Source organism: Pseudomonas sp. 2,4-D (assembly GCF_030418155.1).
GTDB lineage: Bacteria > Pseudomonadota > Gammaproteobacteria > Pseudomonadales > Pseudomonadaceae > Aquipseudomonas > Aquipseudomonas alloputida.
Genome location: NZ_JAUHUI010000001.1, coordinates 398892 through 414874 on the forward strand (window position 1 = coordinate 398892; position 15983 = coordinate 414874).

The 15983-nt window shown below is 62.7% G+C and carries 15 protein-coding genes; 11 read left to right on the forward strand and 4 right to left on the reverse strand.

Translation table 11 applies throughout. The features are described 5' to 3' along the window. The first annotated feature begins 4 nt into the window (after positions 1-4). From QYE47_RS01895 to QYE47_RS01905, 3 genes are all read left to right on the forward strand, one after another. Positions 5-670 (forward strand): fumarylacetoacetate hydrolase family protein, encoded by a 666-nt coding sequence (locus QYE47_RS01895; RefSeq protein ID WP_010955685.1) that lies wholly within the window; start codon positions 5-7, stop codon positions 668-670. Between the two features lie 181 nt (positions 671-851). Continuing rightward, the gene (locus QYE47_RS01900; protein ID WP_014592759.1) at positions 852-1772 is read left to right on the forward strand and encodes an SdiA-regulated domain-containing protein; all 921 of its coding nucleotides are present in this window, start codon (positions 852-854) and stop codon (positions 1770-1772) included. A 90-nt stretch (positions 1773-1862) separates the two neighbouring features. Beyond that, the gene (locus tag QYE47_RS01905) at positions 1863-2765 is read left to right on the forward strand and encodes an SdiA-regulated domain-containing protein (RefSeq protein ID WP_014592758.1); all 903 of its coding nucleotides are present in this window, start codon (positions 1863-1865) and stop codon (positions 2763-2765) included. A 103-nt stretch (positions 2766-2868) separates the two neighbouring features. On the opposite strand, the gene rpiA is transcribed toward QYE47_RS01905, so the two are convergent. Further along, positions 2869-3543, reverse strand: a complete 675-nt coding sequence (gene rpiA, locus QYE47_RS01910) for a ribose-5-phosphate isomerase RpiA (RefSeq protein ID WP_003249004.1) — start codon at positions 3541-3543, stop codon at positions 2869-2871. 133 nt (positions 3544-3676) lie between these two features. On the opposite strand from rpiA, the gene ilvA reads away from it, so the two are divergent. Beyond that, a complete protein-coding gene (gene ilvA, locus QYE47_RS01915) occupies positions 3677-5191 on the forward strand; it encodes a threonine ammonia-lyase, biosynthetic (protein ID WP_014592757.1) in 1515 nt (504 codons plus the stop codon). A 147-nt stretch (positions 5192-5338) separates the two neighbouring features. After that, a complete protein-coding gene (locus QYE47_RS01920; protein ID WP_012054018.1) occupies positions 5339-5764 on the forward strand; it encodes a DUF2269 domain-containing protein in 426 nt (141 codons plus the stop codon). A gap of 100 nt (positions 5765-5864) precedes the next feature. Here QYE47_RS01920 and QYE47_RS01925 read toward each other — a convergent pair whose 3' ends face one another. Next, positions 5865-6521: an HAD family phosphatase gene (locus tag QYE47_RS01925; RefSeq protein WP_012054017.1), complete on the reverse strand. Its 657-nt coding sequence runs from the start codon at positions 6519-6521 to the stop codon at positions 5865-5867. A 141-nt stretch (positions 6522-6662) separates the two neighbouring features. Here QYE47_RS01925 and QYE47_RS01930 point away from each other — a divergent pair, with 141 nt between their 5' ends. Beyond that, positions 6663-7142, forward strand: a complete 480-nt coding sequence (locus QYE47_RS01930; RefSeq protein WP_003249017.1) for an RNA pyrophosphohydrolase — start codon at positions 6663-6665, stop codon at positions 7140-7142. A gap of 22 nt (positions 7143-7164) precedes the next feature. Next, complete coding sequence (ptsP, locus tag QYE47_RS01935; protein ID WP_014592756.1) at positions 7165-9444, forward strand: phosphoenolpyruvate--protein phosphotransferase; 2280 nt, start codon at positions 7165-7167, stop codon at positions 9442-9444. A 122-nt stretch (positions 9445-9566) separates the two neighbouring features. Here ptsP and QYE47_RS01940 read toward each other — a convergent pair whose 3' ends face one another. Next, entirely contained in the window at positions 9567-10313 is a 747-nt protein-coding gene (locus QYE47_RS01940) for an NRDE family protein (protein ID WP_014592755.1), read from the reverse strand. Positions 10314-10442: 129 nt separating this feature from the next. Between QYE47_RS01940 and QYE47_RS01945 the strand changes: the two genes are divergently transcribed. From QYE47_RS01945 to QYE47_RS01955, 3 genes are read left to right on the forward strand one after another with little or no spacing between them, the layout of a single operon-like run. Further along, positions 10443-11225, forward strand: a complete 783-nt coding sequence (locus QYE47_RS01945) for a sulfite exporter TauE/SafE family protein (RefSeq protein WP_014592754.1) — start codon at positions 10443-10445, stop codon at positions 11223-11225. A 16-nt stretch (positions 11226-11241) separates the two neighbouring features. Beyond that, positions 11242-12048: a prolipoprotein diacylglyceryl transferase gene (gene lgt, locus QYE47_RS01950; protein WP_014592753.1), complete on the forward strand. Its 807-nt coding sequence runs from the start codon at positions 11242-11244 to the stop codon at positions 12046-12048. A 51-nt stretch (positions 12049-12099) separates the two neighbouring features. After that, positions 12100-13071 (forward strand): thymidylate synthase, encoded by a 972-nt coding sequence (locus QYE47_RS01955; RefSeq protein WP_003249029.1) that lies wholly within the window; start codon positions 12100-12102, stop codon positions 13069-13071. Positions 13072-13137: 66 nt separating this feature from the next. On the opposite strand, the gene cadR is transcribed toward QYE47_RS01955, so the two are convergent. Beyond that, complete coding sequence (gene cadR / locus QYE47_RS01960) at positions 13138-13632, reverse strand: Cd(II)/Pb(II)-responsive transcriptional regulator (RefSeq protein ID WP_014592752.1); 495 nt, start codon at positions 13630-13632, stop codon at positions 13138-13140. 83 nt (positions 13633-13715) lie between these two features. On the opposite strand from cadR, the gene QYE47_RS01965 reads away from it, so the two are divergent. Further along, positions 13716-15980, forward strand: a complete 2265-nt coding sequence (locus QYE47_RS01965) for a heavy metal translocating P-type ATPase (protein ID WP_014592751.1) — start codon at positions 13716-13718, stop codon at positions 15978-15980. The last annotated feature ends 3 nt before the right edge of the window (positions 15981-15983 follow it).

A 15983-nucleotide genomic window follows, 5' to 3' on the forward strand; every position in this document is an offset into this window, starting at 1 on the left:
GGCCATGAGTTACCAGCACCAGTACGTAGACGGCACGCGCATTCACTTCCCCTTGGGCAAGGTGGTGTGCATCGGCCGTAACTATGCCGAGCATGCCAAGGAACTGGACAACCCGATCCCCACCGAGCCGCTGCTGTTCATCAAGCCAGGCAGCTGCGTGGTGCCGGCCGAAGGTGGCTTCAAGATCCCGGCCGAGCGTGGGTCGGTGCACTATGAGGTTGAAATTGCCGTGCTGCTGGGCAAGCCGCTGTCGACCCACCCGAGCGAGGAAGAGGTGCTGGATGCCATTTCCGGTTACGCACCGGCGCTGGACCTGACCCTGCGCGACGTGCAGGCCAAACTGAAGGAAAAGGGCCTGCCCTGGGAGCTGGCCAAGTGCTTTGACGGCGCTTGCGTGCTGCCACCGTTCGTCTCGGCCGCCAGCTTCGAGGACGTGACAGACATCCCGGTGCGCCTGACCGTGAACGGCGAAGTGCGCCAGGATGGTAACAGCGCGATGATGCTGAACCCGATCGTGCCGATGATTCAGTACATGGCAGCGCATTTCTCGCTACAAGCGGGGGATGTGATCCTCACCGGTACCCCGGCGGGTGTTGGGCCGTTCAATGTCGGTGACGAACTGGTGCTGGAACTGCCGGGTGTGAGCCGCTTCGAAAGCCGGGTGCTTTAACTCGAAACCGCGTCGCCTTCTTTGCGGGTAGACGCGTTCCTGCAGGGATTGCACAGGCCTTGAATACTGTGCAGCACCTTGGGCGCGGGTTTACCGGCGAAGAGGCCGGCCCTGTTTACCGATTTTTCACACCTAATCCGGATAATGCGCGCACCTACGCCCATTTCCCCAGGATCACCGCATGCCATTCCCCTCCAGCGCCCCGGTAACCCCCAAGCGTCGCTTCTACCTGCGCTGGCCCTTCGGCCTGGCAGTGGCGGCGGTGATCGGCTATGGCGTGGCCGTGGCCATGCACTGGGATGACCGCGGTGCACTGTGGGTAAAAGAAAGCTTCGAAAGCACCACCGCGCGCAGCGATAGCGTGTGGCTGCCGGATTACCAGGTGGACATCGACGCCAAGCCGCTGCCGGGCATGGACGATGATGAAGCCTCGGATGTGGCCTTCAACCCGCAAACCCGCACCCTGTTCGCGGTCATGGGCAAGAACCCGTTCCTGGTCGAGCTGAGCCTGGAGGGCGATGTACTGCGCAAGATCCCGCTCAACGGCTGGAACAACCCCGAAGGCGTCGCGGTGCTCGAAGACGGCAACCTGGCCATCACCGACGAGCGCCTGCACGATCTGACCGTGGTCAAGGTGGACGCGCAGACCACTGCACTGAATCACGACGACTTCCCGAGCCACGACCTGGGCCCTTCGGCCAAGAGCAACAAGGGCTTCGAGGCCATCGCCTGGGACCCGCTGCGCCAGCGCCTGATCATTGGCGAGGAGCGCCCGCCCAAGCTGTACACCTGGAACACCGATGGCCGCAGCCCGCTCAAGGGTGAGAAGCAGCCGTTGCCTAGCGATGAACTCGACTTGCGCAACCTGTCTGCGCTGGGTGTCGACCCGCGTACTGGCCACTTGCTGGTGCTTTCGGCCGACTCCAACATGCTGCTGGAGCTGGACGAGCAGGGCCAGCAAGTCAGCTTCATGACGCTGCTGGGCGGCTTCAACGGGCTTGAAGGCACCATTCCGCGGGCTGAAGGGGTGGCCATGGACGACAAGGGCACCTTGTACATGGTCAGCGAGCCGGCGCTTTTCTATCGATTCAAAAAGAACTGACAGCATCATCAGAATTGCCTGACGCTTGCATTAAGCTTTGCTTCAGCCATTCATGATTAGATTCGCCATCCTTGTGTCGAGTCTGTCCCTATGCGTCGTTTTGTTCGCCTGTTCCTTGTTCTGGCTGCCCTTGGTCTGCTCCTGCTTGGCTGGGCCGGGCAGGAGTTTCGCCTGTTCGAGCGTGGCTGGTTCAATCTCAAGACCTGGTGGCAGCCTGTTGAGCGCAGCATTGGCCTGGATCGCTACCGGGTGGTGCTGGAGGCGCAACCGATCGAAGGGCTGGATGATGACATCTCGGCGCTGACCTACGACCCCGACCGCAAAAGCCTCTTCACGGTCACCAACGCCCGTTCGGAGCTGATCGAGCTGTCGCTGGATGGCCGTATCCTGCGCCGTGTGCCGCTGACTGGCTTCGGCGACCCGGAGGCTGTGGAGTACGTTGGGCCAAACAGCTATGTGATCACCGACGAGCGTCAGCAACGGCTGATTCGCGTACGGCTGGAAAACGACACGATGTTTCTTGATGCCGGTGATGCCGAACAGCTGACATTGGGTATTGGTCTCAATGGCAACAAAGGCTTCGAGGGCTTGGCCTACGATTCGGCGGGCAAGCGCCTGTTCGTGGCGAAAGAGCGTGACCCGATGCTTATCTATGAGGTGCATGGCTTCCCGCATGACAATCCGGAAAAGCCCTACGCCGTGCATGTGGTACAGGACCGCAAGCGCGATTCACGGTTGTTTGTGCGGGATTTGTCGAGCTTGCAGTTCGATGAACGCAGTGGGCATTTGCTGGCGTTGTCGGACGAGTCGCGGTTGGTGCTGGAGCTGGATGTACAGGGCCAGCCGCTGAGTACCTTGTCGTTGCGCAAAGGCTTCCAGGGGTTGCAGGCGACGGTGCCGCAGGCGGAGGGGATTGCGATGGATGAAGCGGGGACCATTTACCTGGTCAGTGAGCCGAACCTGTTCTATGTGTTCAAGCAGCCGGTTGATTGATCGCCTGTCAGGGCCTATTCGCGGGTAAACCCGCTCCTACAGGGATCGCCACGGTTCCAGGCCTGTGGGGTACCTGTAGGAGCGGGTTTACCCGCGAAGGGTTTTACTCGGCCTTGAGGCTCTTAACGCCTTCAGCGGTACCCAGCAGCAGCAGATCCGCCGGCCGCGCCGCGAACAGGCCGTTGGTCACCACGCCGACGATGGCGTTGATCTGCGCTTCCAGCTCCACCGGGTTGGTGATCTGCAGGTTGTACACATCCAGGATCACGTTGCCGTTGTCGGTGACCACGCCTTCACGGTACACCGGGTCGCCACCCAGCTTCACCAGCTGACGCGCCACGTGGCTGCGGGCCATGGGGATCACTTCGACCGGCAGCGGGAAGGCCCCCAGTACCGGCACCAGCTTGCTGCCGTCGGCGATGCAGATGAAGGTCTTGGCCACGGCCGCGACGATTTTTTCGCGGGTCAGGGCTGCGCCGCCGCCCTTGATCAGGTGCAGGTGTGCGTCGCTCTCGTCAGCACCGTCCACGTAAAACTCAAGCTCGCTGACGCTGTTCAGTTCGTAGACCGGGATGCCATGGCCCTTCAGGCGCTGGGCGGTAGCTTCGGAGCTGGCGACTGCGCCGTCGAACGCGGTCTTGTGTTGAGCCAGGGCATCGATGAAGAAGTTGGCGGTCGAACCGGTACCGACGCCTACGACGCTCTTTTCATCCAGCTTGGGCAGAATGAAGTCGACAGCGGCCTGGGCGACGGCCTGTTTGAGTTGGTCCTGGGTCATGCGGGCTCCGGAAGGGGCAGGGCGGTTTCAAAGATGCCTAGTATAACGGCTCGCACGGCTTTGCTGTGGTCGCCCGACGTAGCGCTGGGGTAGACTCCCAGCCCTCGTCCCGCGGCCCAGTGATGCTTTCCCGATGCTCGAACAGTACGTCAAGAAGATCCTCACCTCGCGCGTCTATGACGTTGCCGTCGAAACCCCGTTGCAGAGCGCCGGGCAGCTGAGCAAGCGCCTGGGCAACCAGATTCTGCTCAAGCGCGAAGACCTGCAGCCAGTATTCTCGTTCAAGATCCGCGGCGCGTATAACAAGCTGGCCCAGCTGAGCCCGGAAGAACTGGCCCGCGGGGTGGTGACCGCCTCTGCCGGCAACCACGCCCAAGGCCTGGCCCTGGCCGCGCGTGAAATGGGCATCAAGGCCACCATCGTGATGCCCAAGACTACCCCGGAGATCAAGGTCGAAGGCGTGCGCTCGCGCGGCGGCAAGGTGGTGCTGCATGGCGACTCGTTCCCTGAGGCACTGGCCTATTCGCTGAAACTGGTCGAGGAAAAGGGCTTCGTCTACGTTCACCCTTACGACGATCCGCACACCATCGCCGGGCAGGGCACCGTCGCCATGGAAATCCTGCGCCAACACCCTGGCCGGCTGGATGCGATCTTCGTGCCGGTGGGCGGTGGCGGCCTGATCGCCGGCATTGCTGCCTACGTGAAGTACCTGCGCCCGGAAATCAAGGTAATCGGTGTCGAGCCGGACGATTCCAACTGCCTGCAGGCGGCTATGGCTGCCGGTGAGCGTGTGGTGCTGCCGCAGGTCGGGCTGTTCGCCGATGGCGTGGCGGTGGCGCAGATTGGCCAGCACACCTTCGATATCTGCCGCCACCATGTGGACGAAGTCGTCACTGTCAGTACCGATGAAATCTGCGCAGCAATCAAGGATATCTACGACGATACCCGCTCGATCACCGAGCCTGCTGGCGCTCTGGGAGTGGCGGGCATCAAGAAGTACGTCGAGCTATACGGCGTCAGCGGCCAGACCCTGGTGGCCATCGACTCCGGTGCCAACGTCAATTTCGATCGCCTGCGCCATGTGGCCGAGCGTGCCGAGCTGGGTGAGAAGCGCGAAGCGATCATCGCCGTGACCATCCCTGAGCGCCCGGGTAGCTTCAAGGCCTTCTGCGAGGCTATCGGCAAACGTCAGATCACCGAGTTCAACTACCGCAAGCACACCTCTGACGAAGCGCATATCTTCGTTGGGGTGCAGACCCACCCGGAAAACGACCCGCGCGCTGCGCTGGTGCAGCAACTGACCGAGCAGGGCTTCCCGGTTACCGATCTGACCGACAACGAACTGGCCAAGCTGCATATTCGTCATATGGTCGGCGGCCACTCGGCCGGTGCCAGCGATGAAATGGTGCTGCGCTTCGAATTCCCCGAGCGGCCAGGGGCGCTGTTCAACTTCCTCAACAAGCTGGGCGGGCGCTGGAACATCTCGATGTTCCACTACCGCAACCATGGCGCGGCTGACGGGCGCGTGGTGGCGGGGCTGCAGGTACCGGAGGACGAACGTCACCTGGTGCCGGCAGCGCTGGCCAAGATCGGTTACCCGTACTGGGACGAGACCGAAAACCCGGCCTACAAACTGTTCCTGGGCTGAGCGGCTAAGCTAGGGCTGATGGCCCTTTCGCGGGCTTGCCCGCTCCCACAGGTACTGCGCAGGCCTAAAGGCCTGAGATACCTTGGCAGGAGCGGGTAAGCCCGCGAAGAAGCGACCGCAAAATGCCCGTTTAAGGACGACCGAGACATGGAACACCTGACCACGCTCAAGACCCTGCACATCATCGCCACCGCGCTACTGCTTCTGGGCGCCCTGGGCCTGGCGATCTGGACCTGGCGCGCCCGCCGTCAGGGCGATGCCGAAGCCTACGCCAAGCTGCTGCGCCGGCCGTTGGTGTTCGTCTGGTTGGTGATGGGCCTGTGCCTGGTGAGCATGCCGTTCACCGGCTGGTGGCTGGTACACCTGGTGGGCTGGCCACTGGGGCAGACCTGGGTGTTGGCATCCAGTGTCATCTATACATTTGGCGCGTTTGCCGTGTGGTGGCTGCTGGTGCGGCTGAACCGGCTGCGCAAGGCCGAGGTGGTAGGGTTGCGGTTTACCCTGGCGCTGGCGGTATTCAGTGGGGTTTGCTTCCTGTCCATTGCCGGGCTGATGGGGGCCAAGCCGGTCTGACAGCCTTGTGCTGTTTGTGCCGGCCTCTTCGCGGGTGAACCCGCTCCTACAACGGGCGGCGCGGTCCTTGTAGGGGCGCGAAAAGGCGGCACAGGAAGCTTCAATCCCGCAGCGAGATCACCGGCCACCCACGCTTATCCGCCTCGGCCCGCAGGTCCGGGGCCGGGTCCACTGCCACTGCATGCGTCACCCGCTGCAACAACGGCAGGTCATTCATCGAGTCGCTATAGAAGTAGCTGTCCTCAAGATCAAAGCCGTTCTCCAGCATCCAGCGCTCCAGCCGCGTCACTTTGCCTTCACGGAAACACGGTATATCGGTACTACGCCCGGTGTAGCGGCCGTCGCGCACCTCGCATTCGGTTGCCAGCAACACCCGCACCCCCAGGCGCCGAGCGATCGGTGCGGTGACGAAGCGGTTGGTGGCGGTGATGATCACCAGTTGGTCACCCGCCTCGCGGTGCTGCTGCAGCAAGGCGAGGGCCTTGGGCAGGACGATGGGCTCGATGCAGTCGCGCATGAAGTCGCGGTGCCATTCGTCGAGCTGGGGCATGGGTGTTGCCGCCAGGATTTCCATGGAAAAGGCCAGGTAGGCCTGCAGGTCCAGGGTGCCGTTGAGGTAATCCTGGTAGAAGCTGTCGTTGCGTTGCTTGTAGGCGACCGGGTCGAGAATGCCGCGCTCGCAAAGATAGTCACCCCAGGCATGGTCGCTGTCGCCACCGAGGAGGGTATTGTCCAGGTCGAATAAAGCCAGGCGCATCGCGGTCACTCGCATCAGCCACAGGGTAGGCCCGCAGAATACGGAGTTTTCACGCTGCTGCACATAAGCTTGGCGGGCGCGTTGCTGCGCTCGCAAGCTTTGTGGAACAATGCGTTGACATGCGTTTGCGAGGTTGCTGCCGTGATCGACCCGGATGGTTTTCGCCCCAATGTCGGGATCATTCTCACGAATGATGCCGGGCAGGTGCTATGGGCTCGACGGATCAACCAGGATGCCTGGCAATTCCCCCAGGGTGGTATCAACCCTGACGAGACGCCGGAAGATGCCCTGTACCGCGAGCTGAACGAAGAAGTTGGCCTTGAACGCGACGATGTGGAAATTCTTGCCTGCACCCGTGGCTGGTTGCGTTATCGTTTACCCCAGCGATTGGTACGTACCCACAGCCAGCCGCTGTGCATCGGCCAGAAGCAGAAGTGGTTCCTGCTGCGCCTGGTGAGCAACGAACAACGGGTGCGGATGGACCTGACCGGCAAGCCGGAATTCGACGGCTGGCGCTGGGTGAGCTATTGGTATCCGCTGGGCCAGGTTGTGACATTCAAGCGCGAGGTGTACCGGCGCGCCCTGAAAGAGCTAGCACCGCGTCTGTTGACGCGCGACTGACGACGGAGTTCGACCCCGAGCCATGCTCAATACGCTGCGCAAGATCGTCCAGGAAGTAAACTCCGCCAAAGATCTCAAGTCGGCGTTGGGGATCATTGTCTTGCGCGTCAAGGAAGCCATGGGCAGCCAGGTCTGCTCGGTCTACCTGCTCGACCCGGAAACCAACCGCTTCGTGCTGATGGCTACCGAAGGCCTGAACAAGCGCTCCATCGGCAAGGTCAGCATGGCCCCCAACGAAGGCCTGGTTGGCCTGGTCGGTACCCGGGAAGAGCCGCTGAACCTGGAAAACGCCGCCGACCACCCGCGTTACCGCTACTTTGCCGAAACCGGCGAAGAGAAATTCGCCTCCTTCCTGGGTGCGCCGATCATCCACCACCGCCGTGTGGTCGGGGTACTGGTCATCCAGCAAAAGGAGCGCCGCCAGTTCGACGAGGGCGAGGAAGCCTTCCTGGTCACCATGAGCGCCCAGCTTGCCGGGGTTATCGCCCACGCCGAGGCTACCGGCTCGATCCGTGGCCTGGGCCGTCAGGGCAAAGGTATTCAGGAAGCGCGCTTCGTGGGTGTGCCAGGTTCGCCTGGTGCCGCGGTGGGGCGTGCGGTGGTGATGTTGCCGCCGGCCGACCTGGAAGTGGTCCCGGACAAGACCGTCGATGACATCGACGCCGAACTCAAGTTGTTCCAGAACGCCCTGGAAGGTGTGCGCGACGACATGCGCAAGCTGTCGGCCAAACTGGCCACCCAGCTGCGCCCGGAAGAGCGTGCGCTGTTCGATGTCTATCTGATGATGCTTGAAGACGCAGCCCTGGGCGGTGAGGTGACCGAGGTCATCAAGACCGGCCAGTGGGCCCAGGGCGCCCTGCGCCAGGTGGTTGGTGAGCACGTCAACCGCTTCGAGCTGATGGACGACGACTACCTGCGTGAGCGTGCCTCCGACGTCAAGGACCTGGGGCGCCGCCTTTTGGCCTACCTGCAGGAAGCGCGCTCGCAGTCGCTGGTGTATGCCGACAACACCATCCTGGTCAGTGAGGAACTGACACCGGCCATGCTCGGTGAAGTGCCGGAAGGCAAGCTGGTCGGCCTGGTCTCGGTACTCGGCTCGGGCAACTCCCACGTCGCCATTCTCGCGCGGGCCATGGGTATCCCCACGGTGATGGGCCTGGTCGACCTGCCATACTCCAAGGTCGACGGTATTGAACTGATCGTCGACGGCTACAAGGGCGAGGTGTTCACCAACCCCAGTGAAGTGCTGCGCAAGCAGTACAGCGAAGTGGTCGAGGAGGAACGCCAGCTGGCCCAAGGGCTGGATGCACTGCGCGAACTTCCGTGCGTCACCCCCGACGGTCATCGCATGCCCCTGTGGGTCAACACCGGCCTGCTCGCTGACGTGGCCCGTGCCCAGCAGCGCGGTGCCGAAGGGGTAGGCCTGTACCGCACTGAAGTGCCGTTCATGATCAACCAGCGCTTCCCCAGTGAGAAAGAGCAGCTGGCCATCTACCGTGAGCAGCTGGCGGCCTTCCACCCGCTGCCGGTGACCATGCGTACCCTCGACATCGGTGGTGACAAGTCACTGTCGTACTTCCCCATCAAGGAAGAAAACCCGTTCCTCGGCTGGCGCGGCATCCGCGTCACCCTCGACCACCCGGAAATCTTCCTGGTACAGACCCGCGCCATGCTCAAGGCCAGCGAGGGACTGAACAACCTGCGCATCCTGCTGCCGATGATTTCCGGCATTCACGAACTGGAAGAGGCGCTGCACCTGATCCACCGCGCCTGGGGTGAAGTGCGTGACGAAGGTACCGACGTACCGATGCCGCCAGTGGGTGTGATGGTGGAAATTCCGGCGGCGGTGTACCAGACCAAGGAGCTGGCGCGGCAGGTGGACTTCCTGTCGGTAGGCTCCAACGACCTGACCCAGTACCTGCTGGCGGTGGACCGCAACAACCCGCGGGTCGCCGACCTGTACGATTACCTGCACCCGGCGGTATTGCAGGCGTTGAACACGGTGGTGCGCGACGCCCATGGCGAAGGCAAGCCGGTGAGCATCTGCGGCGAGATGGCCGGTGACCCGGCGGCGGCGGTCCTGTTGATGGCTATGGGCTTCGACAGCCTGTCGATGAACGCCACCAACCTGCCGAAGGTGAAGTGGATGCTGCGCCAGATCAATATGGGCAAGGCCAAGGAACTGCTGGCCGAGGCCTTGAGTCATGACAACCCGCAGGTTATCCACAGCTCGCTGCAACTGGCCCTGAAGAACCTTGGGTTGGCGCGGATGATTGGGCCTGGGGCTAATAAAACCCTGTGAGGGTGATGCTGCCTGTGCCGGCCTCTTCGCGGGTGAACCCGCTCCTACATGGATCGGCGTACATGGATCGGTGTAGGAGCGGGTTTACCCGCGAAGAGGCCCGAACAGACAACACCAAATGCTCAGACCAACAACTCAATTTCCCCCAAATGCCCGCCAAAAGGCCCGAAACTGCGCTCAACCAGCCGCCTTCGCCCCTGTTCATCCACAATCAGCACTGTACTCGCCCGGGTCCCGTAATTCTGGCTGGCGATGAATACGCTCGACAGCAACTTTTCGGTCGCTAACCCCACGCCTGTCTCTGGTAGATCACCATCAGCCGCGGGCTCGTTATCCGCGAGTAAATCCAGCAGCCTGTGCGGCTCCGGCGTGTCCAGCAGGCTCTCCAGTCCGTCACGTGCCTTCACCAGCTTCGGCCACGGTGTATCCAGCCCGGCGTTCGAAAGCCCGTAAACCCCAGCCTTCAGCAGACGCGGCGCGGCCTCACGGGCATGCAGATAACCCAGTCGCTGCCCATCACCCACCAGCAAGTTGAACCCCGAGTACTGCCCGCTACGGCTGGCCACCTGGTCCAGGTAAGCCTCGACCCCTAGCTCGCCTTGCAGAAACGCCGCCACCAGCTCACCCCGCGAGCGAGGCCCCGGCGCCTGGCCCGGGTCGCGGATGTTGGTCAACGCGGCAAAGCGCCCCTGTGGGCCTACGCCCAGCCAGGTACCGCCTGCCTCCAGGTCGCGCCCGGCATGCACCCCAGGTGCATCCTCCCAGGCCGCCAGGGGCTGCGTGGGGCGGGCATAGAATTCGTCGCGGTTGGCCGCCACGATCAGCGGCAGGGCGTGCCCCGGCCGCCAGGCAAATACGATCAGGCACATAGGTTGGCCTCTGTGTTTTTTGGTCACTGTACCCACAGGAACGATGCGGATCCATCCTGACACAGAGTTCACTAGAGCCCCGAGCCCGGCTTCCGTTACCATGCCGGATTGATTTCTAGGGGATGCCGAATGGAATTCGTGCTCTATCTGTTGTTGGGCGCCTGTGCCGGTGTGCTGGCCGGGCTGTTCGGCGTGGGCGGCGGCATCATCATCGTGCCGGTGCTGGTGTTCAGCTTTACCCTGCAGGGTTTTGACGCTTCGGTCCTGACCCACCTGGCCGTAGGCACGTCACTGGCCACCATCGTCTTCACCTCGATCAACGCCGTGCGGGAGCACCACCGCAAGCGCGCGGTGCAATGGCCGATCTTCGTCTGGATGACCTTCGGCATCCTCCTGGGGGCCGGTGTCGGTGCCAAGACCGCTTCTCTGATCCAGGGCCCACTGCTGCAAAAGATCATCGGTGTGTTCGCCCTGGTCATCGCCGCGCAGATGGCCCTTGACCTCAAACCCAAGGCCAGCCGTGGCGTCCCCGGCAAACCTGGGCTGATCGGTGCAGGTGGCGTGATTGGCTGGGCCTCGGCCATTTTCGGCATTGGCGGTGGTTCACTGACGGTGCCGTTCCTCACCTGGCGTAGCCTGCCCATGCAGCAGGCAGTGGCCACGTCATCGGCCTGTGGCCTGCCGATTGCTGTAGCCAGTGCCCTTAGCTTCATGCTGCTGGGTTGGCACGAGGCGCACCTGCCGCCCCACAGCCTGGGTTACGTGTACCTGCCCGCGTTGGTCGGCATTGCCGTGACCAGCATGTTCTTCGCCCGCTTCGGCGCGCGCCTGGCGCACAAGCTGTCGCCCCGTTTGTTGAAACGCCTGTTCGCAGCCCTGCTGTTCTGTGTTGGCCTCAGCTTTTTGATTTGAATCGAGAGGAAGTTCCATGCTGCCTTACCCGCAGATAGACCCCGTGGCCCTGGCCATCGGGCCGCTGAAAATCCATTGGTACGGCCTGATGTACCTGATCGGCATCGGCGGTGCCTGGCTGCTGGCCTCGCGCCGTCTGAACCGTTTCGACCCCACCTGGAACCGCGAGAAGCTGTCCGACCTGGTGTTCTGGCTGTCGATGGGGGTGATTGTCGGCGGTCGCCTGGGCTATGTGCTGTTCTACGACCTGCACGCCTACCTGGCCAACCCGACGCTGATCTTCGAGGTGTGGAAGGGCGGTATGTCGTTCCACGGCGGCTTCATCGGCGTGATGCTGGCGGCCTTGTGGTTCGGCAAGCGCAACAACAAGTCGTTCTTCGAGCTGATGGACTTCGTCGCCCCACTGGTCCCGATCGGCCTGGGTGCCGGGCGTATCGGCAACTTCATCAACGCCGAGCTGTGGGGCAAACCCACCGACGTGCCATGGGCGATGATCTTCCCGCCGTTCAGCGACCCGGCCCAGTTGCCGCGCCACCCGTCGCAGCTCTACCAGTTCGCCCTTGAGGGCGTGGCGCTGTTCGTCATCCTGTGGCTGTTCTCGCGCAAGCCACGGCCGACCATGGCGGTGTCAGGCATGTTCGCGCTGTTCTACGGTATCTTCCGCTTCATCGTCGAATTCGTGCGGGTGCCGGATGCCCAGCTGGGCTACATCGCCTGGGGCTGGCTGACCATGGGTCAGATTCTCTGTGTGCCGATGATCCTGGCTGGCCTCGGTCTGATCTGGTGGGCTTATAATCGCAAGCCCACGGCGAAACCCGCCTGATTAATCCCACGGCAGGGGCGATCCCCCTGCCGTTTTTGCTACAGGTAAGCCATGAAACAGTATCTGGACCTGGTCCGCGACGTCATTGATAACGGCACGTTGCAGGGAAACCGCACCGGCATCCGCACCATCAGCCTGCCGGGCGCAATGCTGCGTTTCGACCTGCAGAAGGGCTTTCCGGCCATTACCACGCGCAAGCTGGCGTTCAAGTCGGCGATCGGTGAAATGGTTGGTTTCCTGCGTGGCGTGAAGAACGCCGGTGAGTTCCGTGAGCTTGGCTGCAAGGTCTGGGACCAGAACGCCAACGAAAACGCCCAGTGGCTGGCCAACCCGTTCCGTCAGGGCCATGACGACCTGGGCGAGATCTATGGCGTGCAATGGCGCCAGTGGCCGGGCTACAAGCGCATCCCGCTGAGCAACCCGGCGGCCATCGAAATGGCCGAGCAAGCCGGCTTCCGCCGTATAGCCCAGGACGAAGAGGACGGCGTCGCGTTCGTCATCCTGTACAAGGCGATCGACCAGGTGCGTCAGTGCCTGGACACCATCGCCAACGACCCGGGTAGCCGCCGCATCCTGTTCCACGGCTGGAACTGCGCGCAACTGGACGAAATGGCACTGCCACCGTGTCACTTGCTGTACCAGTTCCACCCGAATGTCGAGACCAGGGAAATTTCCCTGACCCTCTACATCCGCTCCAACGACCTGGGGCTGGGCACGCCGTTCAACCTCACCGAAGGCGCGGCGCTGCTGTCGCTGTTCGGTCGCCTGACCGGCTATACACCGCGCTGGTTCACCTACTTCATCGGCGATGCCCATGTGTATGAAAATCACCTGGACATGCTCAACGAGCAGCTCAAGCGCGAGCCGCTGGAGGCGCCGAAGCTGGTCATCAGCGACCGTGTGCCGTCGTTTGCCGAGACTGGCAAATACGAGCCGGAGTGGCTGGAGAAGATCGAGCCGAGTGATTTCTGGCTGGAGGGCTATGAGCACCATGCGCCGATGACAGCGCCGATGGCGGTCTGATAGATCTTCATTGTTTGAACTGGCCTCTTCGCGGGTGAACCCGCTCCTACAGGGTACTGCACAGGCCTAAGTCGTGCGCGGTCCCTGTGGGGGCGGGTTCACCCGCGAAGCTTTTGGCTCAATGCCGTGACTTCTCCCCACATGCGAATGCTCGGTATCCGGCACCGATACCGCCCCGTTTGTCTCCAGTTGCTGCAAGATCGCGCATTCACTCCCCTGCGCGTTGCAGCGCCGCCGCAGCTCCACCAGTTGCTCCTGCAATGCCACCAAGCCATCGATCCGCGCCTGAACATGCTCGATATGCTCGTCGATCAGCGCATTGACGCTGCCGCACGCGTCGGCGGGGCTGTCGCGCAGGCGTAGCAGGCTGCGAATTTCGTCCAGGGTCATGTCCAGCGTGCGGCAGTTGCGGATGAAGGTCAGCCGCTCCACATGGGCCTGGGTGTACAGCCGGTAGTTGCCCTCGCTGCGCGCCGGCTCTGGCAGCAGGTTTTCACGCTCGTAGTAGCGGATGGTTTCCACCGCGCAGTCGGTGGCTTTGGCCAGTTCTCCGATCTTCATCACGAAATCTCCAGCAAGTGGCTTGACCCTATAGTGGCTACAGGGTGTTCACTTGGCAACAGGCTCAATTTAAGGATGACCCCATGAACCAGCCTGTCAGCCACGAACACAAGCATCCGCACGATCACGATCACGATCACGCTCATGGCGATGACGACCATGGCCATGCTGCCCACGCTCACACCTGCTGCGGCGCCAAAGCCGTGCCGCCGCTGGTGCAACTGAGCGAAACGGCCAGTGCCCAGGCACAACTCAGTCGTTTCCGCATCGATGCCATGGACTGCCCCACCGAGCAGACCCTGATTCAGGACAAACTGAGCAAGCTGGCCGGTATCGAACAGCTGGAATTCAACCTGATCAACCGCGTACTTGGCGTGCGCCACACCTTGGACGGCACCGCCGATATCGAGCGGGCTATCGACAGCCTGGGCATGAAGGCCGAGCCGATTGCCGCCCAGGACGACGGCAGCGTCAGCGTGCCACAACCGGCCAAGGCCCGCTGGTGGCCACTGGCATTGTCGGGTGTTGCCGCAATCGCCGCCGAAATCGTGCACTTTGCTGCACTCGCCCCGGAATGGATGGTGGCGGGCCTGGCACTGGCAGCGATCCTCGGTTGCGGCCTGGGTACCTACAAGAAGGGCTGGATTGCCCTGAAAAACCGTAACCTCAACATCAATGCGCTGATGAGTATCGCTGTGACGGGTGCGGTACTGATCGGCCAGTGGCCGGAAGCGGCTATGGTGATGGTGCTGTTCACCGTTGCCGAACTGATCGAAGCGCGTTCGCTGGACCGTGCGCGCAATGCCATTGGCGGGTTGATGCAACTGACCCCGGACATGGCCACCGTACAGCAGGCCGATGGCCAGTGGCGCGAGCTGGACGTGCGTGAGGTGGCCGTCGGCGCACTGGTGCGGGTGCGCCCCGGTGAGCGTATCGGCCTGGACGGTGAAGTGACCAGCGGGCAATCCAGCGTCGATCAGGCGCCGATTACCGGCGAAAGCCTGCCTGTGGAGAAGGGGGTGGGCGACAAGCTGTTCGCTGGCACCATCAACCAGGCGGGGGCGCTGGAGTTTCGCGTCACCGCCGCTGCCGGGCAGTCGACCCTGGCGCGGATCATCAAGGCCGTGGAGGAAGCGCAGGGCGCGCGGGCGCCTACCCAACGCTTCGTCGACCGTTTCTCACGTATCTACACCCCGGTGGTGTTCGCCATTGCCCTGGCCGTGGCGCTGATACCACCGCTGTTCATGGCTGGCGCCTGGTTCGATTGGATTTACCGCGCCTTGGTGCTGCTGGTGGTGGCCTGCCCATGCGCGCTGGTGATCTCGACCCCGGTGACCATCGTCAGTGGCCTGGCCGCCGCTGCGCGCAAAGGCATCCTGATCAAGGGTGGCGTGTATCTGGAGGGTGGCCGCCACCTGGATTTCCTGGCCCTGGACAAGACCGGCACCATCACCCATGGCAAGCCGGTGCAGACCGACGCCAAGGTGCTGACGCCGCTGTTCGAAGACCGCGCACAAGCCTTGGCGGCCAGCCTGGGCGAGCGTTCGGACCACCCGGTGTCCCGCGCTATTGCCGAGTTCGGCAAGCAGCAAGGCCTGGCCTTGAGCGAGGTCAGTGACTTCGTTGCGCTGGCCGGGCGTGGCGTGCGTGGTGTCATCGCCGGTGAGGTCTACCACTTGGGCAACCATCGCCTGGTCGAGGAGCTGGGGCTGTGTTCACCAGCGCTGGAGGCCCAACTGGATGCGCTGGAGCGCCAGGGCAAGACCGTGGTCCTGCTGCTTGACCGCTCCGGGCCACTGGCACTGTTCGCTGTGGCCGACACGGTCAAGGACAGCAGCCGTCAGGCGATTGCCGAATTGCATCAGCTGGGTATCAAGACTGTCATGCTGACCGGTGACAATCCGCATACTGCGCAGGCCATTGCCGCCGTGGTGGGGATCGACCGCGCCGAGGGCAACCTGTTGCCGGCCGACAAGCTGAGAACCATTGAGGCGTTGTACGCCCAAGGCCATCGGGTGGGCATGGTCGGTGACGGCATCAACGACGCCCCGGCGCTGGCCCGCGCCGAAATCGGTTTTGCCATGGCTGCTGCCGGCACCGACACCGCCATCGAGACGGCCGATGTGGCGCTGATGGATGATGACTTGCGCAAAATCCCGGCCTTCGTCAGGCTGTCGCGCCAAAGTGCGGCGATCCTTATGCAGAACATCGTGCTGGCGTTGGGCATCAAGGCGATATTTCTGGCGATCACCTTCGCCGGCATGGCCACGATGTGGATGGCGGTGTTCGCTGACATGGGCGTGAGCTTGCTGGTGGTGTTCAACGGCTTGCGCCTTTTGCGCAAATAGAGG

Coding starts and splice junctions, on each gene's coding strand:
- cadR (WP_014592752.1), bottom strand. CDS start 13,632: ATGAAGATCGGAGAACTGGCCAAAGCCACCGACTGCGCGGTGGAAACC.
- QYE47_RS01965 (WP_014592751.1), top strand. CDS start 13,716: ATGAACCAGCCTGTCAGCCACGAACACAAGCATCCGCACGATCACGAT.
- QYE47_RS01945 (WP_014592754.1), top strand. CDS start 10,443: ATGGAATTCGTGCTCTATCTGTTGTTGGGCGCCTGTGCCGGTGTGCTG.
- QYE47_RS01940 (WP_014592755.1), bottom strand. CDS start 10,313: ATGTGCCTGATCGTATTTGCCTGGCGGCCGGGGCACGCCCTGCCGCTG.
- lgt (WP_014592753.1), top strand. CDS start 11,242: ATGCTGCCTTACCCGCAGATAGACCCCGTGGCCCTGGCCATCGGGCCG.
- QYE47_RS01895 (WP_010955685.1), top strand. CDS start 5: ATGAGTTACCAGCACCAGTACGTAGACGGCACGCGCATTCACTTCCCC.
- ptsP (WP_014592756.1), top strand. CDS start 7,165: ATGCTCAATACGCTGCGCAAGATCGTCCAGGAAGTAAACTCCGCCAAA.
- QYE47_RS01920 (WP_012054018.1), top strand. CDS start 5,339: ATGGAACACCTGACCACGCTCAAGACCCTGCACATCATCGCCACCGCG.
- QYE47_RS01900 (WP_014592759.1), top strand. CDS start 852: ATGCCATTCCCCTCCAGCGCCCCGGTAACCCCCAAGCGTCGCTTCTAC.
- QYE47_RS01925 (WP_012054017.1), bottom strand. CDS start 6,521: ATGCGCCTGGCTTTATTCGACCTGGACAATACCCTCCTCGGTGGCGAC.
- rpiA (WP_003249004.1), bottom strand. CDS start 3,543: ATGACCCAGGACCAACTCAAACAGGCCGTCGCCCAGGCCGCTGTCGAC.
- ilvA (WP_014592757.1), top strand. CDS start 3,677: ATGCTCGAACAGTACGTCAAGAAGATCCTCACCTCGCGCGTCTATGAC.
- QYE47_RS01955 (WP_003249029.1), top strand. CDS start 12,100: ATGAAACAGTATCTGGACCTGGTCCGCGACGTCATTGATAACGGCACG.
- QYE47_RS01905 (WP_014592758.1), top strand. CDS start 1,863: ATGCGTCGTTTTGTTCGCCTGTTCCTTGTTCTGGCTGCCCTTGGTCTG.